This is a genomic window from Vulcanisaeta distributa JCM 11216 (genome assembly GCF_001315985.1).
Classification (GTDB): Archaea; Thermoproteota; Thermoprotei; order Thermoproteales; family Thermocladiaceae; genus Vulcanisaeta; species Vulcanisaeta distributa_E.
In genome coordinates this window covers 152338-170178 of record NZ_BBBI01000003.1, presented here as the reverse complement: position 1 = coordinate 170178, position 17841 = coordinate 152338, and the positions used below count along the sequence as shown (strand labels likewise).

The window sequence follows — 17841 nt, the reverse complement described above, 5'->3', positions numbered from 1 at the left end:
TTGCGTAAGTTCTTCGCAACCTGGATGGTTAGCCATGGCGTGCCAGAGAGCATTGTCAACACCCTGCAGGGAAGGGCACCACCAAGCGAGTACAGAGCCTAATCGAGCACTACTGGAGCCCAAGGCACGAAGAACTCAGGCAGTGGTACCTAAGAAATGCACCATGCCTACTCTGCCAGTGATCAAGGGAAAAACCCCCCCAATCAACACCACATGTAACTAGCACTGATTTTGAACGGGCAACCTCACCCAGTGCATTTTACATGTGTTAATGATCATGTTTTTGAGCATTCGTTAGTTACCTTTATTTATTACTATTATTATTATGTAATTACTAACCATACTCATACTTGATAATTAGGTTTTTCAGTAGCGACACATAGTAGGTCTCGATCTTTTACCCCTACTCACCGCGGATCTCCTCATCACGGCCGCAACAAATGCGAGTCTCGAGTTAGCATATCCTTTTTCATTGCAATCTAGTGTGAATATTCTTGCCCAATGCTCATTAGCCAGCCTTATGTTCATATTTTTTCCTTGGCATATCCTCGCTCCTCATTGCTCTAAAGGAGTAGTTACTCCTTAAGCTCTATTTTCTCTTGGGATTCAAGGGTAATCAATAATTTTCAAAGCCCATGTGATAAAGGAGTTGTGTATATTAACGTTATGGCTATGGCAATTAGCAGTAGAATTAATGCGAGTATTAGGTGTCTTTTTGCATACACTTCCTCAAGCAGGGGTTTGTCGCTTACGTAGAGTAGTACTGACACGGCTCCCGTTACCCAGGCGGCCATAGCGCCAATCACGGCACTGACAACATCAATAGAGGCATGGATAAGTATTGCAGTAATTATGCTAAATAAATAGGCACCTATGGGCGTATAATTGAATATGCCCAATGTGGTTACATTATAATGCAACCTCAGGCTAATTCTAGGCTCTATTATTACTGCCTTCCTATCTTCTCTCTGGCGACTGGTTACTTCCTTTCTTTCTAATTCTAGTAATTTTTCTAATTCTTCTCTTTCCTTCTCTAGCTCTTCATTAATAATCCTACTCAAAGCCTGGGAATCAATATAACAATATGCCTGCGTGCTTTCTTTATCATTTTTACCCGCTGAGGTATCAAGCATTATTACGCCAGTATCACTCATTATATCTTCAATAGGTTTATTAGACATCTTATCATAAAACTTCAACGCCAGTTCTTTTTTCCTTATATGTACTCCCTTGGGCAACCTAATCACGACATGCACAGAGTTTATTCTTGGACCATCTTGGAAAAGGACAAGTTCAGGAAATACGTTAAAGCCAATACTAAAATTAGCATTTAAAATGTTTCTCCACCTAACTAGCTCCTCATGTGGTTGTGCCCTAATTCTCTGAATAACAATGAAGTACCGCCTATTAATTAACTTAACTAAGGCCAATGATGGTACGTCATAATCTCATCGCGAAGAAAATATACCAAGGACCAAACTCTTCTGTAAAATATGGATAATAATAATTTACGTAGTGATTTTAACGGTAACCAATAAGGCAGTATATAGGCTTCCGTATTATTAATCAACTTAATATATTGATTAAACAACTTAGGAACGTTCTCACCAACTTTATCTGGTGTTCGGTATTTTAGGATCTCATTAATAATCTGTGATATTTCATTTTTGATCTTCTCTTTCTCATTCTCATCTATAATCATTATCTTTAATAATTCATCAAATATTTTATCAGCGTATGCCTTTAGTGCCTGTTCCCTATAACTGCTTGGTAGTACTATGATTCTTTCATCGTGTTGTCCTCTTGTTCTGTATGTGAAGGTTGCCCTGCGTGGTCTCGGTGGTAGTGGCACTACAAAGTAGCAATTACGCTTACCTTTACACCAACTGGGCTCCTCCAAGACCTCACCAACAACAACCTCATCATACTCGACAACATCAGGCAATATATCAATAACCCTAAGAAAATACCTCAAAACACGAACCCTACCACTGAAGTAATAATCAAGAGAATTTAATATAATGGGATCCATCGTGTTAGTACAGCAGTTTTCTCTGATCATGTTCTACCGCATTTTTATGTTATGACCTTGCTAGCTTTGGCATTCTTTTCCTTTTTCTCCTTATGAATCTCTTCTATTTTAGCCATGCATTTATCAATGAGTTCCTCGGGAATCATTTTCTTTTCCTCGTCAGATAGGTTGGGGTACTCCTTCTTCATCTCCTCCAGTGTCTCCTTAATGAACTTGTACCTCTGCTCGAATTCGTTGTCTTCCGCTGTTTCTATGTACCTCGGTATGACTATTTCAAAGAGCTTCCTATAGAACTCAGGTATCCTGTCCTTATTCTCCTCAATCGCTATCGCCATTGCGAGCGTGAAAATGGCATCGCCAATGCTCCTGTCCACGCCAGTACTATCGGTGTTCTCGAGGACCCTCTCCCAATCAATGCTCTCAATAATTCTAGTAAATTTACTATTTCTGTTTTCCTTATAATTAACCTTGTCTTGCTCAACCACGGCGCATTTTGGGCGTATCAATAAATTGATCATGTATTTAAAATAACTAATGTAATTACCTGCATTGTAAATGCTTATTTTATAAGCCCTTTTCTTAATAAAATATATCATGCTAAGTAACTTAATGCGTAATGCATTAAGAATAGAACCTAAAATAATTCGACTATCACGGCTCATAGCGGTTAAAGATTATAAGAGAAATGCTTATAAATTTTTCTTATTATTCTTTTTATTCTTATTCTATTTTTCCTCATTCTTTAGCCTGCCCGCTATAGCTGTGGTGTTTGTACGGCGACTTGTCCCTTAGCCCAGGAGGGCATGGATTTCCGAGGAAGGTAATAAGGTACGCAATCCTTGGTCTTGAGAATAAGCTAATTTCAAGTACCGAACCCTGGCTATGTTACTTCACCATCTTTAATACCAAACTTAACGAGACCATTAGAGTACAAGTTTCTAATTACCAAAATTGTACAAGTTTAGCTTTACGGGTCCATTTGCGTGAGAGAGCCTTCAGAAGCCGTAGGTCGTGGGTTCAAATCCCACCGGGCCCGCCAAATCTTCACGATCTTTAAAACCTCGGTCTTTAAGGTTAATAAAGCTTAAAACTGGGTTGGTTACGTGTGTAATGGCCAAACCGAGGTAACCCGGCCATAGGCAGGGTGGCACCACCCGGACTCACCAGAACCCGGAAGTGAAACGCCCTGCCGCGCACGGGAGTACTGCGGTCCGAGAGGCCGCGGGAAACCGGCGTGCTGGGACCTCGGGGGGGCTATAACATCCTACCTACCTCCTAATGAATAAAATAAGGGACCAAAACTCAATTCTAGTTTGTATGAGGGGGGGAGTATTCTAAGTTAAACTAGTGAATTTCCAGGCGGTTGTTAGTAACCATGCGTGGTAATGCCGTGAATTCGCCAATCATTATGAACATCGGCGTTGTGGCAGTTATCCTTAAGGCTAGGTTCAGTATTGGGTAGTTGGCGAACGCCGCGAGTAGTGTAGTTACTGCGTGGTTAATTACGTAGGGAATCAATAATAGCCTCTCCACCCTGGTAATGCCCAGGACACTAACGCCGGTCAACGCCTTATGAACCCTGGCATAAATCAGGGCCCAGGGACCACGCCTAGCCACCAGGGCATAAACAAGCACGAGCCAGGCGGCAACACTTAAACCAATTACAATTAACGAATTACTAAATAACAGTATTAATTGAAAGGCCAGGGAGTAAATAGCCGTCATTACCACAAAAACCAGGTTCGCAAAGACCACGCCTTCCTCAATACCCTCATTCATATCGCAAACGATGAAGGAAACCAGGTATTTAAACCATTCTACAAAAGCAAAATGAGAAAACGGCATCGAAACATTTCCCGGAATCAACGGTAATACCACGCACTCACTAGGTGATTGACCAGGTAAAGGGTAGTAACGAAATTAAAATGCCCGAACGAAAGTTAGACATCCAAAATGTAACGATATTAAGGACAAAAACTTAAAAGCATAAATAGCAAGAATACCATTGCCGGGGGGGTGGTGCAGCCTGGAAAGCATGCGGGCCTGTGGAGCCCGTGAACCCGGGTTCAAATCCCGGCCCCCCCGGCCCCCCCAACCAGCGTTCAATCATTCCTAGTCCGTAATCGTAAGCGTTTACGTGCCTTATGTACTTCATTCATGTGAAGGTTTTGGTTTTAGTTGATTCTTGTGCATATCGGTATCTTATTGTATGGTCTTTCCGTGGGTGTTTTGTGGAGATTAACCTTTAAAATATGGTTTGGGTTTTAAACTCGATGCCTCGCTGTATGGAGATTGTTAATGAGGAGTTGCAGAGGAGTTTGAATAAGGTGATTCTGGTGAAGCTTAGGAATGGTACCGAGATTAGGGGGTGTCCTCGTTGGTTATGACCAGCACCTTAACCTGCTGCTTACGAATACGGAGGAGATTAATCCGAAGGGTGGTGTTAAGAGTGGCTTGATGATTATTAGGGGTGACACGGTGCTATTCATTAGCCCGGCCACGTCATGACTTGATGAGTATTGTCTTTATCTCGAAGGGCTTGAAGCAGAGGTTGCCTAGGTTCGCATTGCCGTAATTATTTAGCTCGAGGAGGTCCGTCTCAATGCCATCACCCCCCCGATGAAGCCCTTTATCTCGGTGCACGCATTTACCCCCCCGTAGGTCTCGTAAAGTCTCAGGGTAATTCCCGAGTCCTCACCCCCCCACTTGAGGGCTTCGAGCATTATTGCTGGGTTCGTAACTTCGAGGAATGAGGATTCGCCGCCTGCCGTATTCTCAACGACAATTAGTGGTTGATTGAACTCATAGGCCCTCCTGGGCACTTGAGCAGTCCTCCAATCACCTGGGTGTGGGTATATGGCGTAGGTGAACTTGTTATGGCCGTAGTCCAGGAATGGGTTTGGGTAAATGGGCGACCTGAGCAGTGTTATTGCCACGGTATTCTCCTCCACCGAGTAGCCCTGCCTACCATCATTGAGTATGGCAATGCCGTAATCCGGGTCCCAAACATCGACCCAGCGCAGAGCAGGTACCTCGAACTTAGTCACCTCCCAGGTATTGCTGGGCCTCGTTGGCCTATTGATCACTCCATAGGGTATCTCAAAGGATGCGTTTTGCCCGAATATGCCCAGTCTATAAACGGCCTTGAGCAGTGTTAACCTCTCCCTCCAGTCAACCTCATTCTCCACATCAACACGCCTACTAAAGGCGCTCACGCAAATCCTCTGCCTAATACTCGACTCCCTAAACACGTAATTAACCTCGATGCACCCCCCCCTCAATGGCCCACCCTCCACGATGTTGAAGCCCGTGGGTTCCAACCTCCTACAAACCCTCCTATAGTAGGCATCTATGTCCCAACCATCCCACCTACTGGGCATGTCCTCACAAGCCATTAGGTAACCGTCCTCAACTGCCCACCTACCCGCCTCCTTATCGTAGATCCTCAACGAACCATCGAAGACAACCCTAATCACGGAATTCTCAACAAAATTACTACCAACAGTAACATCGCCCAAGGAACTCCCTGCGCCTTTCTCAAAGGATCTCCAACCAAGTGCTGGGACCTCAATTAGTGCTAGGTAACCATTGTTAACTCTCTGTGTTGGTACACCACTCAATTCCTCCTTAACCATGACCAACTCCCTTCGAGCCCAGGGCAGTGGGTTTACGATTGTTACGAAGCGACCCGTGCCAAGGGCCTTCCTTAGCACGCTCATTAACTCCTCACCGGCCCTTCTCAAGTCATCCTCAAGTTCGTTAATTACCTCCTCATAGACTGCCTTAGTCGATGTGGCCCCCATTGGGTCATGGTACTCAGCCTCGAGTAGTGGGTACCAAAGCTCCTCATAACTCCTCCTGACACCGGCGATTACGCTAAAGGTCTCCAGTTCCCTGAGCCTATTCTCAAGGGCCCTAACCAACTGCTTGAGCCTTATGCCATTGGTGTAGACTCCCCCCCTGTGAATCTCAAGGTATAGTTCACCCCTCCATCTCGGTAATGAGTTATCCTTAACAACCTCATTAACCAAGTCCTTTAGATTGCCCATTACGAGCCTCGCATGCCGGGTAAGTCCCTATACACCTGTACCTCTCGAGCATTAACCACGTTGGTCCCCCACCACCATCGCCCTTACCGAAGGGTAGGAAGGCAGGTAGTTCAGGGCTTGTGTGGTCCGACCAAGCCCTGGCTATTTGCCTAGCGTTAGGTCGGCGCCGTAGGTTGCGTAGTTAATCGTGGGTATCACCGAGCCATCAATACCCTCCCACAGGAATACGGAGTATGGGAACTTATTAACCGTGTTCCAATACATCTTATGCTCAAAGAAAACCCTAATCCCCCCCGCCTTCCTGAGTATTTGCGGTAACGAAGCGGGGGGGAACCCGAAGGTGTCGGGCAACCAACCAATCTCCGTCGTAAACCCGAACTCCCTGAGGAGGAACCTCTGCCCATAGAGGAACTGCCTAACCAAAGACTCACCACCGGCAGATTAGCATCGCTCTCAACCCACATACCACCCACGGGCACCATCCTACCAGCCCTAACAGCCTCCCTAACCCTAGCCCACAAATCCCCCCCATCCTCACTAAGCCACCTCAGGTAAGCCATGTTTGATACCAGAAACGTAAGCTCTGGATAGGACTGGAGCAGTGATAGGACATTGATGATCGTCCTCCTAACCTTCTCCCTAGTCACGTCCCTACTCCACAACCAACCAAGATCAATGTGCGCATGGCCAGCCACATACACGACACCCCCCCCTATGGCCCCCCCTCCTAACCCTCAACTCCCCCCCAATACCCTCCTCAAGGACCCTCAAACCCTCCTTAGCAGCCCTACCAAGCTCGTTGAAGTCCGGCGGTCTCAAGTGCGTCAATTCCTTAACATCGTAGTAATTAAATAATGCCCTAACGAAGCCGGGAGACTCAACAATGTGAGCTCTAACCGCAAACTCCAACTGCCAATTGGCCACGGAGTCCAGGGGGGGAACCACGTCAAGGGCCTCATTAAGCACCCTGAGGTAGTCAGTCCTTAAGTCCTCGAAGGCCTCGGCAACATCAAGCAGTAACCTAGCCCTCAGTACAAAGTTGAACAGTGAAGGCTCCCTATAAACAACGTACATGCCATTGAAGCTCACCCTACGCTCACCAAACATCCTAACAGGGGGGGACAAAACAAGCGATAAGGAATGCCTACCTGGGGGGGACGCCCTAACCCACCTACTCTCACCCTCATCACCGTAATTAAAAACCGCGAACTGAAGATCATCAACCCTCAGGGTACCCTCACCAACAACATCCACGAAAAACCAAGGCTCACCAAAATCCCTAACCACAACAGAACCACAGAGAGCACCACCACAAGCCTCAAGATTCACAGCATCAACACCCATCACGGAAGCAGCCTCAAGATAAAACAACTTAGTCCTAACACCACCAACATCCCTCAAATCAAAACCCACAAACACCAACAACAAACAACAAACGCCAATATAAAAACAACGCACAAACCACGAAAAACAAACCATAAAAAGAATTTAGAGATTTATTCCCTGAATCGTTCCGTGGCAAAATTTTGCCATGGCTCAACTTATTGAAAAATAGTCATGATATGTCGAATTAGTTAAGGAAAATAGTCATTGTGATGTTTGTGGTTGTGTTTTGCTGTATTTAATATTTATTTGGTTATATAACTACCGTGTTTTTGTTATGTTATGATGTTTTTATTAATATAATAGGTATTAGTTATGGTGAAAGTAATTTATAAGTTTGGTTGAGTATTTGTTTGTTGATGGGTGAGTTGTTGGTTTGTCCGAGGTGTGGTAGGCCTGTTAGGTCTGTGCATTCGTTTAGGTCTAATGGTAGGGTTTATTTCAGGTTTTATCATGGTGATGGTTCTCGTTGTTATGTGGGTCCTGCTGAGTATGTGTATGCGACTAGGACTCAGTGGAGGACCTTGACTATCTATGGTGCTGTGGTTCCTGGTAGGGAGGAGGAGTACATAAGGGGTGCTGTTGAGGCCTTGAGGGAGATGAGGGGTGGTTCTGACTAGCGATTGACGGCCGCGGCATTACCCATTAAAATTGATTCCCTTTTACGATTGATTTTTGCGGTGGTTTAATCCTGCCGTTTGAGTACTTCTCAACGAGCCTGAGGTCTCTCACGTGCTCCCTAAAACGCGTTATGTGCCTGGCGGCATCGACTATCGAGGCCACGCCCAACCCACACCTCTCACCCTCACTCTCAACCTCCTCATTGAAGACCCTCAATTCGCCAAGCGCCACCCTAAGTGGTCTGTAGACCCAACCAACCGTGGCCCAGCGCCTCCCGCGCCAAATCACTAGGCCGAGCCCCCTGAGTCCGTTAATCACGGCCTCGATGTCTGGGCACGCGATCTCGAGGTAGCTCGGGTGGTAGGGAATCAACAACTTACTTCCGGCGTGAATGGCTAAGGCAGTCCAGCCAGTGAAGGAGCAACCATAAACACCCAATGCCCTGGCAACCTCGGTAGGCATCCTGACATTATCAACCACCACGCAACCCTCATTAAACGTGAATTCCCTAACCATCAATCCTCAATCCAATCCTCCTGGCAATCCCTAATAAATCCTTATCAACGCCGAAGTAGGTAGGGTAGGTCAAGGTTAGGTAGCCTGAGCAGTCTCTTGACGTCCTCCACGTCCTTATCCTCACCACTCATTAACTTAAGGATTATTAAATCCTCAATCGATGGAACGAGGACATCCCCCCCCAAAGCCCTAGACCTACTGATGAACTCCTCATCCAGCGTCAAAGGCATGTAGTTAATGTCGATATGAACAGCACTGGCATCGACATAGAAGCCCCCCCACCTACGCCACTGCACGGAGAACCCCCCCAAACCCCCCCTCAACTCCCTAGTTACCACATCCCTAACCTCAATACTGAATGGTTTATCAATGGTTAAACCCCCCCCAATCGCCCGTCTCCCTACTAATGCCATAAAAAGCCAGGGCCCTGGCACCAATAAGGAAAACCCCCCCCAAAGCCAAGCCCTAAGCACCGAAACCACCAACGAAACCTCCCCGAGGAACCTCCACAAAAAGCAAACAAGGCAAGAACAACTTAAAAGCAATATCAATCCACAATACCATGAACACCACACAATGAATTACGAAAAACAACTTCCAACAAATCGAACCGTGGCAAAATTTTGCCACAGAACAACCTAAGGAAGAATTTTCGAAAAGCTTCCAATGTAATTCACGCCTTACTTCTTAATTCATTTATTACATCGTTCAGTGTCTTGTCCGTCGGTGTTACCCAGTAGGTCATTGTTGACGTTCCTATTAATTCGTTGCTTCTGTTCCTTAGTTCCGCTGTTATTAGTGCCATTGGTTCCTTGATGTGCTTTATCCTCGCCACCGCCCTAAGTACTCCCTCGGTTATTGGCTTTAGGTACTTCACCGTTAGGTCTGTGGTTACTGCGATTACGTACCTTGGGTAGTAATGGCTTATTATGCTACCCAGGCCATTGCGTCGACTAGCGACGCGTGAACTCCACCATGCGCCGTGCCCAGTATCTGTAGGTGCTTCCTGCCCACCTCCACAAGGCCTATGGCGCAGTCCCTACCCACGTCCTCAACCCTAATCCCTATTAATTCCCAGTAGGGGCTTAACTCCTCAATGACCTTCATAGCCCTCAACAACTCATTATTGCTTTCCCCCCCACACCTTAGCTCCTGCATTGCCTATTTGGCGTTACGACCATGGGCTTTAAGCATTAGCCCATGAGTAACCACCTCCAGAGTGGCGTTACCTTAATTCTGAGTCCCTCGATCTCGACCTCATCCTCCAGGTCCCAACTAATTACCCTAGCCATCCCACGCCCAAGCACCTCATTAGCCTGACCAAGGCCTTGAACTCCCTCTTGCCGATTTCGTCCATTGCCGAGGCGTAGGTGACTTGGATATACTCCCTGGGCTCTTGATTAATTACGAAATCAACCTCGTAATCATTTATCCTCAGGTAGTTATAACCAAGACCCCCTCCTCATTAATTCTACGGCGACCACGCTCTCCATCATTGGCCCAATGGATCTCCTCCTGAAGTACGCCGTATCTATTGGGTATACCTTCCTCGGCTGTTGAATGACCTCTCTACTTGAAAACCCAAACCTTCGAACAAGTATTACGTAGTAAGACTCCTCCAGGTACTTGAGATAATTACTGAGCGTTCTCTTACTCTTACTAATACCTAGCTCTTAAAGTAGTTGCCTAATTTCGTCACTGAGACATAACCGCCAAAGTTATTCTCAACAATCTCTAGGAAGGTCTCGAAGAATGCCGCATCCCTAATTTTATACCTCTCGATTATGTCTCTATAAATAATTGTCTGCCTATATGTCCTGACTAAGTCACTTGCCATTTCCGGCTTGAGCACCACCTCGGGTAAGGAACCATTGAGTACGTAATCCCTCAAGTAATTAAGTAATTTACCGTGTCTCTCGGGCACCCCCCCCAGGAACTCCTGCTCAAAGCCCCTAACCCTTAGGAACTCCCTGAAGGAGAATGGCAGCACTAACCTATCGATATAGCGACCCCCCCTCAACTCCGTAGCCACATCACTAGCCCTCACCTTTGATGATGAACCGCTGAGTACCACGAAGTACCTACCCCCCCTGTCAAGTAGGGTCCTCACCCAGCGACCCCACTCTGGTAGGCTTTGAACCTCATCAAGCATTAGCAATATCCTGCCATTGTACTCACGCGCCTCCTCATTAATGACCTTAAGAAACACGCTGAAGTCCGTCGGCTTAAGAACGCTTAACCTAACATCCTCAAAATTAATATAGACAATGCTTGACCTAGGCCAACCCTTACTCATTAAGTCCTGGGCAATCCAATACATGAAGTACGTCTTACCAGCCCTACGGGGACCAACCAACGCGAGGCTGAACCCTCAGGTAATAAGTACGAAATATCCCTAGGTATAACCCTAGGCAAGTTAAACGCAAACCACTCCTCAATAACCTCCCTAAGCACACTCTCAATACTCATGCAGTGAACTCAAGATAAATAGGAAACAGATTTATAATTAAACTGTTTCCTATAGGAAACAAAACTAACGAGAATTAAGCATGAGTTTTTATTTAAGTGAGTAAATAAAAATATTTGGCATTATGCCATTAATTATTTTTCTCTTTTAAATAATTACCTAGGCATTCTTTATTTATTGTTATTCTCCTGTTTATCCACGCCCTCTCGGTTATTTTTATTGGCTGTATCATCTCATCCATCACGGTGAGCGGATCATAGTCCCTACTCAGGACTATGCACCTACCCCCCCTCCTCAGGCATTCCTTGGCGGCCCTAACCTCGGCTGGCTCGTCCTCTGCCAGTACGTAATCGAGACCTAGCTCCCTAAGCCACCTAACCCTGGTTTCGGCGACGGCCTTATGCTCAGGCCTTGAGTAATCAATCACGAACACCACGCTTGGCCTTAGGTAATCGTAATCAAGGGCAAGCCTAACGTTCACCAGGAATGCCCTTGGGTCCCTGAGGCCGTAGGTTATGCTTGCCAGGTCTATCATTAAGTAGTCATACCTATCATTGACTAGGTCTGGTAGGGTCCCGCGCTCGACTTCGACAACGCACTTTGCATATATCCTCCTGAACCTTGGATCCATTAACTACTCCGTTATTTCCAATTGATATTTTATAAAATAAATAACTAAGGTTTAAGGGCATCACTCCCTCATTATTTCATCCATGTACGGCTTCAACGCCTCAATAACGGCGTAAAAGGCCTCGGGGTTTAGGACTGCGTTTATGTTCACGGCCTTGTCAATGGGCCAGCCCATTAGGACCTTCTTAATGGGGACCTCAAGCTTCTTGTAGTTCCTGGTCATTGGTATGTCTGGGACCTGAATTATGTAGTCAGCGATGTAGTAAGGCCCCAACTGACCCCTTAATGCATCATTTATCTTCCTCTTCAACTCCTCAGTTAATTGTAGGCCGGGCCTCAGGGCTACGAAGAGTATTAGCTTATTCTTGACCTCAACGGCTAGGCTACCCACGACCTCCGGCAGGGACTCAACGACCTTGTATATGTCCAGGGTCCCAATCCTAATCCCCTTCCTCTTTATTGTCGAGTCTGAACGCCCGCTGATTATTACCGTGCCCCTATCCGTTATTAACGCCCAATCACCATGCCTCCACACACCCGGGAACATGCTGAAGTAGGACTCCCTGTACCAGTTGTAGTCTGGGTCGTTCCAGAAGTAGATGGGCATTGAGGGCATGGGCTTCTCAATGACTAACTCACCCACCTCATTAACCACGGGCTTACCCTCCTCATTATACACATTAACCGCAGCCCCCAACCACCTACACTGCATCTCACCATCCCACACGGGCAGTATTGGGCAGCCCCCAACGAATGCCGAGACAACGTCAGTACCACCACTAATCGGCGCTAGCCACACGTCCTCCTTAACCTTGGTGTAAACCCACTCAAAGCCCTGAGGCGATAGGGGGCGCCGCCGTTGAGCCGATCTCCCTAAGCGACTTCAGGTTGAATTGCCTGCCAGGCTCTATGGTGGACTTCATGGCAGCGTGGATATAAGGCGCACTGAGGCCGAGTATTGTGAGGCCCTCCTTCTCCGTAATCTCCCAGTAGGCTCGAAGTTCCTGGTCGTCGGGTCACCATCATAGAAGAGTATTGTTGTGCCGAAGAGCAGGGCATTAACCGTGAAGTTCCACATCATCCATGAAGGTGTTGTGTACCAGGTGAACTTATCGCTTGGTTTGTAGTCCATGTGGAGGCCGACCTTATATGCCTCGAGGAGGACGCCACCGTGGCTGTGGACCACGGGCTTCGGTATACCCGTAGTCCCCGACGTGAATAACACCCATAGTGGTTCATTGAACTCCATGGGTTCGAAAGAGAGCCCAACACCCCCCCTCCTGCCTGTGACCTCCCTCCAATCATGCACTGGCTTACTAAGGCTTAGTTCCACTGAGTCCCTCGTGTTCGGTACCACGACGACCCTCTCAATACTCTGTACCGAGTTAACTATTTGCTTGATGTCGCCGTACTTATCAAACACCCTACCCCCCCTGTATGGGTAGCCATCCACCGTAATCAACACCCTGGGTTGGAGGAGGTTAAACCTATCGATTACGGCCCTAGGCGCCAACTCGGCACCAACCCCCCCAACCCAAATGGCCCCCCCAATGCTCGCCGTGGCCAGCAGCGCCACCACGGCCTCCGGGACCTGGCTAACATACGCGGCGACCCTATCACCCCCCCTGCCAACACCAACACTCCTAAGCCAATCAGCCAAAGCAGCAACCTCCCTATACAGCTGGTCCCACGTAAGGCTCCTCCTAAGCCCATCCTCCCTAACGTAGATCACGGCCTCCTCGCCCCAACGGGCGGCCTTAAACACGTGCTCCGCATAATTAAGCCTAGAACCAGTGAACCAGCGGGCTCCAGGCATGGTTTTTGGCTCGAGAACCTTAGTATAGGGTGAGTGGGGGGATAACACCGAAGTAACGCCAAACACTGACCCAGAAGTTCTCGAGATCCTCGACACTCCACCTCCAAAGCTTATCATAATTACCCACATTCCTTAAGGGGGGGTCATCGATGGAAACCTCAAACCTAAGGCCAAAAACCTCACCAAGCCAATTGACAAATCTCAACATGTTTGAGTTCTTAATTATCTCTTGATTGGGCTGCCAAAGAGTTTTTACCTCTTCCGCCATATTGGTATTGTATAGAGTTAATACCTTATTAAAATTAATTCATTTTGTTATCGCTTTAATTATGTAAAATGATGAACAAAGCCTAAATCACGTAACGAGTAAAAGTTATAAATAAGGTAATTACTGCGGTTTTGAATGTCGAAGAAGCCGGAGACAAAGGCACCAGGTAAGGCTGAGGAGAAGGCTGGAGCCAAGGCTGCTGGTAAGGCGGCGGAGAAGGCTGCCGAGAAGCCGGCGGCTGCGCCGGCCGCCGCAGCGGCGACTAAGGAGGAAGAGGAGGGTGCAGAGGCTGGTAGGAAGGGTTGGTTAACCGCTGCCGTGATACCGCAGGAGGAGTGGAAGGGATTTAGGTACAGGGGCTATACGTTTGAGGAGATCTCTAGGATGTCCATGGAGGAGTTCATTAAGTTATTGCCGGCTAGGCAGAGGAGGTCGTTAATGAGAGGTTTAAAGCCTGAGCATAGGAAGTTCCTCGAGAAGGTTAGGAGGGCCAAAAAACTCATGGCTGAGGGCAAGAAGGTAACCCTTAAGACCCATGCCAGGGACATGATAATACTACCCGAGATGGTTGGTTTAACGATCGCCGTCTACAACGGCATTACGTACTTACCAGTCACGATCAGCCCATGGCACGTCGGCCACTACCTAGGTGAGTACGCGATAACGTCGAAGATAGTGCAGCACGGTGAACCTGGTCTCAAGGCTACAAGGAGTACGCTGCACATAGCCTCGAAGTAATTCCCTTCATTGCTTCGTATTGAAAAATACTTATAAATGCCAATTTCACGATTTAGACGAGTATGGCAACAGTAAGTGTAGACCCAAAGACATTTTACGCGAACCCACCGCAGGGGGGGAAGCCATTTTACGTTAGATTCGCAGTACCACAGGAAATAGCTGAGAAGGCCTATGAGGTATTGTCAGCTGCCAGAGAGACCGGTAAAATCAAGAAGGGTACTAATGAAGTGACAAAGGCAGTCGAGAGAGGGTTGGCTAAGTTGGTCCTGATTGCCGAGGATGTTGACCCACCGGAGATTGTTGCGCACCTACCAATACTCTGCGAGGAGAAGGGTGTGCCGTACGTTTATGTACCGAGTAAGGAGAGACTTGGCAAGGCCGCTGGATTGCAGAACACTTCGGCGGCATCTGCCGTAATCATAGACCCAGGCCAGGCATCGGCTGAGTTGGATAACCTTGTTAGGCAGATAAATGATGTTAGGGTTAAGGCCGGCCTCAACCCAATACAACTACCGCAACCACAGGCTGCACCACCTGCTGAGAAGGCTCCAGCCAAGAGGGCTGCCAGGAAGGGTGAATCCAAGTGAGTGAGGAGACGAAGGTCGAGAGGTTTAGTCCGTATGAGGATTCCGTCGCCGCGTTGGTAGTTCAAATACTGGGTAGGACCGGTATTGCTGGCGAGGTCAGTATTGTTAGGGTTAGGATACTCGAGGGCAGGGACAAGGTAGGGTAATAACTAGGAACGTGAAGGGGGCCGGTCAGGGTTGGAGACATTGTGATGTTGAGGGAGACCGAGAGAGAGGCCAGGAAGCTAACGGTTAAATAAACATTGATTATATTCATTATTGTTTGTTAAACCACGACCTAATCTCTCATTCCCATTGGACTTCTCGGTACTAATTACGATGGTAAAACCATGCCTAACCACGTAAATAAGGGATTTAACACCGCAGTATTGCATGGCAGTGTGTCACCCACAGATTTAATGCTTATTCTCACAGTACCCATGGTCATTATACATGCGGCATTTGCATTAATTAGTCTGAGGTACTTAACCGTGCCAAGGCCTATTGGCTTGCCAATAGCTATTTATGAAAGCACCTATTATGTGATACTCCTAAACTACGCACTACTTAGCCACTACAGTATGGTGTTGCTGGGCATAATCACGTTGTTTTTAGTAATACATGTTGGTGGAGCTTACCTATACGTGAATGGCGCATTAAGTTACTTATCACGTAACCGCAACAATCTTAAGTACTATGGTTATTACGAACTCTCTGAACTCGTATTTCTAATAATCATCATGACCAGTGTGTTCGCTCATTGACCTTTGCCCTGGGTGAAATCTTAATAGCTTAAGGATTTCCCGTATTATTAATGGTTAGGAGGTTGATGCTTGAGGACTTAAGATTGGTAAGGATGATCCATGATTTAAATGCGGACGTTAATGGTGGTGTCCTCACCTTCACGGTCTCTAAAATCGCGGATTCCATGGAGGATTACGAGAGGAATGTCTGGATCTTTGATGGTAAGTCCCTGAGACAAGTCACTAGGGGTAATAGTGACTTCTCACCAAGAATTTTAGGCGGTAAGGGCTTGGTGTTCCTATCCAGGAGGGGACTTAGTAAGGACAAGCCAGGTGTTGAGGTTTGGTACCTGCCATTCGATGGTGGTGAGGCCACGAAAATAGCCTATGTTAGTGGTGGAGTTAATGATTTACGCATTATTAATGGTGTCATGTACTTCATTAGTAATGTGGGTCCTGTCCAGGAAGATGTTAAATACGTTGATGATTGGCCCCCTCTGGTTTAATGGCAGGGGGATTCATACACACATTTAGGTCGCACCTGTTCTCGCTCGACTTAAGCGGCTCTGTTAAGCAGGTAACCAATGGAGACTTTGATGTTGTTGCCTACGACGTTGAGCCTGGTGGTAGGAGGGTGGCCATGGCCGTGAGCACCGATAAGTTTAAGCCCTATAGGAATGAGGTTTGGGTAATAAACCTGGAAACCAATGAGAGACACACCATCCTTAGTAATTATAGTGTATCGGCAATTAGGTGGTCACTGGATGGTAAATACCTGGCACTTGTTGGTAATGATCTTCATAGGGGCCTTGCAACCCATAACCACGTATTACTTGTGAGACCTGAGGGTGGTGAGGTTATTGATTTAATGAGGGGGGGCATTGATAGGAATGTTGGTAACGGCCTAAATAGTGATGTTAGGGGGGGTTCACCACCACCAATAAGGCTTCAGTGGGTCGGTGACTGGGTCTATTTCATAGTGATGGATGGTGGGTTGACAAGGCTCGTTAGGGCCAGCGTCAATGGTGGTGTTGAGTCCGTGGTTGGCGGCGAAAGGAGTATTGAGGATTTCGTGGTCATGATGGACGGCACTATCTACTTCATTTCTATGGACCCACTGAGACCCACTGAACTATATAGGTGGTTCAATGGCAGTGAGGAGAGAGTAACGAACTTCAATGACTGGGTCAACTCAGTAGAGCTCTCGAGACCTGAACCCTTCAGGTTCCGCGCCAGTGATGGTAGGGAGGTCGAGGGCTGGTTAATGAGGCCTACGGGGGGGCTTAGGCAGGGGGGATTAGGTACCCAGCGGTCCTGGAGATTCACGGTGGCCCAAAGACTGCCTATGGCTACTCATTCATGTTTGAATTTCAGTTATTGGCTAGTGAGGGTTTTGCCGTGGTTTTCATGAATCCTAGGGGGGGTAGTGATGGTTATGATGAGGAGTTCGCGGATATACGCGGGCATTATGGTGAGAGGGATTATGAGGACCTAATGGAGGGTCTTGATTACGTAGTTAGGAATTATGACTTCATAGACCCAAATCGGCTGGGCGTCATTGGTGGGTCGTACGGCGGCTTCATGACCAACTGGGTAATAACGCACACAGATAGGTTTAGGGCAGCCATCACCGATAGGTCAATATCCAATTGGGTAAGCTTCTTTGGTGCCAGTGACATAGGGCCTACTTCGCCAATGACCAAATAGGCGGCGGTGAGAATAGGGACTTCTGGACCTACCTCGAGAGCTACATGGCTAAGTCACCGATTATGTATGTGAAGAACGTCAAGACACCACTACTGATAATACACTCACTCGAGGATTACCGATGCTGGTTCGAACAGGCAATACAACTATACACAGCACTCAAGTACCTGGGTAAGGAGGTCAGGATGGTTGTTTTCCCTGGGGGGGAGAACCATGACCTTTCCAGATCCGGTAAGCCCAGCCACAGGATAATTAGGCTAAGGGCTATCGTTGATTGGTTCAATGAGAAGTTAAAGGCTTGAGGA

At 47.2% G+C, this 17841-nt stretch carries 22 protein-coding genes, 1 tRNA gene, 1 rRNA gene and 4 pseudogenes; 11 read left to right on the top strand and 17 right to left on the bottom strand.

Annotated features, from left to right (window positions below):
- Nucleotides 1-626 precede the first annotated feature (626 nt).
- The 3 genes from JCM11216_RS04155 to JCM11216_RS04145 are packed head-to-tail and all read right to left on the bottom strand — an operon-like array spanning nt 627 to nt 2517.
- Nucleotides 627-1430, bottom strand: a complete 804-nt coding sequence (locus JCM11216_RS04155; protein WP_054853383.1) for a hypothetical protein — start codon at nt 1428-1430, stop codon at nt 627-629.
- Nucleotides 1421-2032: a hypothetical protein gene (locus JCM11216_RS04150; protein ID WP_054853382.1), complete on the bottom strand. Its 612-nt coding sequence runs from the start codon at nt 2030-2032 to the stop codon at nt 1421-1423. The genes JCM11216_RS04155 and JCM11216_RS04150 overlap by 10 nt, the downstream gene beginning before the upstream one ends.
- Before the next feature lie 44 nt (nt 2033-2076).
- Nucleotides 2077-2517 (bottom strand): hypothetical protein, encoded by a 441-nt coding sequence (locus JCM11216_RS04145; RefSeq protein WP_243675132.1) that lies wholly within the window; start codon nt 2515-2517, stop codon nt 2077-2079.
- A 640-nt stretch (nt 2518-3157) separates the two neighbouring features.
- Here JCM11216_RS04145 and rrf point away from each other — a divergent pair.
- Nucleotides 3158-3278, top strand: a 5S ribosomal RNA gene (gene rrf, locus JCM11216_RS04140).
- A 98-nt stretch (nt 3279-3376) separates the two neighbouring features.
- Here the strand turns inward: rrf and JCM11216_RS04135 are convergent.
- Nucleotides 3377-3811 carry a hypothetical protein gene (locus JCM11216_RS04135; protein WP_054853380.1) on the bottom strand — a complete coding sequence of 145 codons (435 nt, stop codon included), beginning with the start codon at nt 3809-3811 and terminating at the stop codon, nt 3377-3379.
- A gap of 231 nt (nt 3812-4042) precedes the next feature.
- Between JCM11216_RS04135 and JCM11216_RS04130 the strand changes: the two genes are divergently transcribed.
- Together JCM11216_RS04130 and JCM11216_RS04125 are read left to right on the top strand one after the other, a co-directional pair.
- Nucleotides 4043-4117, top strand: a tRNA-His gene (locus JCM11216_RS04130).
- 188 nt (nt 4118-4305) lie between these two features.
- A pseudogene (locus JCM11216_RS04125) lies at nt 4306-4540 on the top strand (small nuclear ribonucleoprotein (Sm)).
- 71 nt (nt 4541-4611) lie between these two features.
- On the opposite strand, the gene JCM11216_RS04120 reads toward JCM11216_RS04125, so the two are convergent.
- The 3 genes and pseudogenes from JCM11216_RS04120 to JCM11216_RS04110 all read right to left on the bottom strand — a co-directional run bounded on the left by JCM11216_RS04120 (nt 4612) and on the right by JCM11216_RS04110 (nt 7500).
- Nucleotides 4612-6081: a glycoside hydrolase family 38 C-terminal domain-containing protein gene (locus tag JCM11216_RS04120; RefSeq protein WP_054853379.1), complete on the bottom strand. Its 1470-nt coding sequence runs from the start codon at nt 6079-6081 to the stop codon at nt 4612-4614.
- A 141-nt stretch (nt 6082-6222) separates the two neighbouring features.
- A pseudogene (locus tag JCM11216_RS16215) lies at nt 6223-6728 on the bottom strand (hypothetical protein).
- A 25-nt stretch (nt 6729-6753) separates the two neighbouring features.
- Nucleotides 6754-7500: a hypothetical protein gene (locus JCM11216_RS04110; protein WP_054853377.1), complete on the bottom strand. Its 747-nt coding sequence runs from the start codon at nt 7498-7500 to the stop codon at nt 6754-6756.
- Nucleotides 7501-7823: 323 nt separating this feature from the next.
- On the opposite strand from JCM11216_RS04110, the gene JCM11216_RS04105 reads away from it, so the two are divergent.
- Nucleotides 7824-8084, top strand: a complete 261-nt coding sequence (locus JCM11216_RS04105; RefSeq protein ID WP_054853376.1) for a hypothetical protein — start codon at nt 7824-7826, stop codon at nt 8082-8084.
- Nucleotides 8085-8109: 25 nt separating this feature from the next.
- On the opposite strand, the gene JCM11216_RS04100 is transcribed toward JCM11216_RS04105, so the two are convergent.
- From JCM11216_RS04100 to JCM11216_RS16185, 10 genes are all read right to left on the bottom strand, one after another.
- The gene (locus tag JCM11216_RS04100) at nt 8110-8601 is read right to left on the bottom strand and encodes a hypothetical protein (protein ID WP_054853375.1); all 492 of its coding nucleotides are present in this window, start codon (nt 8599-8601) and stop codon (nt 8110-8112) included.
- Between the two features lie 44 nt (nt 8602-8645).
- Nucleotides 8646-9113, bottom strand: a complete 468-nt coding sequence (locus tag JCM11216_RS04095) for a nucleotidyltransferase (RefSeq protein ID WP_243675131.1) — start codon at nt 9111-9113, stop codon at nt 8646-8648.
- A 161-nt stretch (nt 9114-9274) separates the two neighbouring features.
- Entirely contained in the window at nt 9275-9478 is a 204-nt protein-coding gene (locus JCM11216_RS16210) for a hypothetical protein (RefSeq protein ID WP_243675130.1), read from the bottom strand.
- A gap of 50 nt (nt 9479-9528) precedes the next feature.
- Nucleotides 9529-9759: a hypothetical protein gene (locus JCM11216_RS16205; RefSeq protein WP_243675129.1), complete on the bottom strand. Its 231-nt coding sequence runs from the start codon at nt 9757-9759 to the stop codon at nt 9529-9531.
- Nucleotides 9760-10267: 508 nt separating this feature from the next.
- A complete protein-coding gene (locus JCM11216_RS04085; protein WP_054853374.1) occupies nt 10268-10957 on the bottom strand; it encodes an ATP-binding protein in 690 nt (229 codons plus the stop codon).
- Entirely contained in the window at nt 10897-11070 is a 174-nt protein-coding gene (locus tag JCM11216_RS16200) for a hypothetical protein (protein WP_243675128.1), read from the bottom strand. The genes JCM11216_RS04085 and JCM11216_RS16200 overlap by 61 nt, the downstream gene beginning before the upstream one ends.
- A gap of 128 nt (nt 11071-11198) precedes the next feature.
- A complete protein-coding gene (locus JCM11216_RS04080) occupies nt 11199-11699 on the bottom strand; it encodes a hypothetical protein (RefSeq protein WP_054853373.1) in 501 nt (166 codons plus the stop codon).
- A gap of 60 nt (nt 11700-11759) precedes the next feature.
- Entirely contained in the window at nt 11760-12497 is a 738-nt protein-coding gene (locus JCM11216_RS16195; protein WP_243675127.1) for a hypothetical protein, read from the bottom strand.
- 120 nt (nt 12498-12617) lie between these two features.
- Nucleotides 12618-13463, bottom strand: a complete 846-nt coding sequence (locus JCM11216_RS16190) for an AMP-binding protein (protein ID WP_243675126.1) — start codon at nt 13461-13463, stop codon at nt 12618-12620.
- A gap of 70 nt (nt 13464-13533) precedes the next feature.
- Nucleotides 13534-13722, bottom strand: a complete 189-nt coding sequence (locus JCM11216_RS16185) for a hypothetical protein (RefSeq protein ID WP_243675125.1) — start codon at nt 13720-13722, stop codon at nt 13534-13536.
- Nucleotides 13723-13917: 195 nt separating this feature from the next.
- On the opposite strand from JCM11216_RS16185, the gene JCM11216_RS04070 reads away from it, so the two are divergent.
- The 7 genes and pseudogenes from JCM11216_RS04070 to JCM11216_RS16170 all read left to right on the top strand — a co-directional run bounded on the left by JCM11216_RS04070 (nt 13918) and on the right by JCM11216_RS16170 (nt 17838).
- Nucleotides 13918-14520 (top strand): 30S ribosomal protein S19, encoded by a 603-nt coding sequence (locus JCM11216_RS04070; protein ID WP_054853372.1) that lies wholly within the window; start codon nt 13918-13920, stop codon nt 14518-14520.
- 62 nt (nt 14521-14582) lie between these two features.
- Nucleotides 14583-15107, top strand: coding sequence for a 50S ribosomal protein L7Ae (rpl7ae, locus tag JCM11216_RS04065; RefSeq protein WP_054853371.1), 525 nt, complete (start codon nt 14583-14585; stop codon nt 15105-15107).
- Nucleotides 15104-15346, top strand: a pseudogene (locus JCM11216_RS04060) (30S ribosomal protein S28e). Before rpl7ae ends, JCM11216_RS04060 begins: the two are co-directional and overlap by 4 nt.
- Nucleotides 15347-15436: 90 nt before the next feature.
- On the top strand, nt 15437-15850 hold the full coding sequence (locus JCM11216_RS04055) for a hypothetical protein (RefSeq protein ID WP_054853370.1): 414 nt from the start codon (nt 15437-15439) through the stop codon (nt 15848-15850).
- 50 nt (nt 15851-15900) lie between these two features.
- Nucleotides 15901-16335: a hypothetical protein gene (locus JCM11216_RS16180; protein WP_243675124.1), complete on the top strand. Its 435-nt coding sequence runs from the start codon at nt 15901-15903 to the stop codon at nt 16333-16335.
- Entirely contained in the window at nt 16335-17240 is a 906-nt protein-coding gene (locus JCM11216_RS16175) for a hypothetical protein (protein WP_243675123.1), read from the top strand. Before JCM11216_RS16180 ends, JCM11216_RS16175 begins: the two co-directional genes overlap by 1 nt.
- A pseudogene (locus JCM11216_RS16170) lies at nt 17189-17838 on the top strand (prolyl oligopeptidase family serine peptidase). The gene JCM11216_RS16175 and the pseudogene JCM11216_RS16170 overlap by 52 nt, the downstream one beginning before the upstream one ends.
- Nucleotides 17839-17841: the final 3 nt, after the last annotated feature.

Coding starts and splice junctions, on each gene's coding strand:
- JCM11216_RS04150 (WP_054853382.1), bottom strand. CDS start 2,032: ATGGATCCCATTATATTAAATTCTCTTGATTATTACTTCAGTGGTAGG.
- JCM11216_RS04135 (WP_054853380.1), bottom strand. CDS start 3,811: ATGAATGAGGGTATTGAGGAAGGCGTGGTCTTTGCGAACCTGGTTTTT.
- JCM11216_RS04120 (WP_054853379.1), bottom strand. CDS start 6,081: ATGGGCAATCTAAAGGACTTGGTTAATGAGGTTGTTAAGGATAACTCA.
- JCM11216_RS04105 (WP_054853376.1), top strand. CDS start 7,824: ATGGGTGAGTTGTTGGTTTGTCCGAGGTGTGGTAGGCCTGTTAGGTCT.
- JCM11216_RS04100 (WP_054853375.1), bottom strand. CDS start 8,601: ATGGTTAGGGAATTCACGTTTAATGAGGGTTGCGTGGTGGTTGATAAT.
- JCM11216_RS16205 (WP_243675129.1), bottom strand. CDS start 9,759: ATGCAGGAGCTAAGGTGTGGGGGGGAAAGCAATAATGAGTTGTTGAGG.
- JCM11216_RS16200 (WP_243675128.1), bottom strand. CDS start 11,070: ATGAGTATTGAGAGTGTGCTTAGGGAGGTTATTGAGGAGTGGTTTGCG.
- JCM11216_RS04080 (WP_054853373.1), bottom strand. CDS start 11,699: ATGGATCCAAGGTTCAGGAGGATATATGCAAAGTGCGTTGTCGAAGTC.
- JCM11216_RS16185 (WP_243675125.1), bottom strand. CDS start 13,722: ATGTTGAGATTTGTCAATTGGCTTGGTGAGGTTTTTGGCCTTAGGTTT.
- JCM11216_RS04070 (WP_054853372.1), top strand. CDS start 13,918: ATGTCGAAGAAGCCGGAGACAAAGGCACCAGGTAAGGCTGAGGAGAAG.
- rpl7ae (WP_054853371.1), top strand. CDS start 14,583: ATGGCAACAGTAAGTGTAGACCCAAAGACATTTTACGCGAACCCACCG.
- JCM11216_RS04055 (WP_054853370.1), top strand. CDS start 15,437: ATGCCTAACCACGTAAATAAGGGATTTAACACCGCAGTATTGCATGGC.
- JCM11216_RS16180 (WP_243675124.1), top strand. CDS start 15,901: ATGGTTAGGAGGTTGATGCTTGAGGACTTAAGATTGGTAAGGATGATC.
- JCM11216_RS16175 (WP_243675123.1), top strand. CDS start 16,335: ATGGCAGGGGGATTCATACACACATTTAGGTCGCACCTGTTCTCGCTC.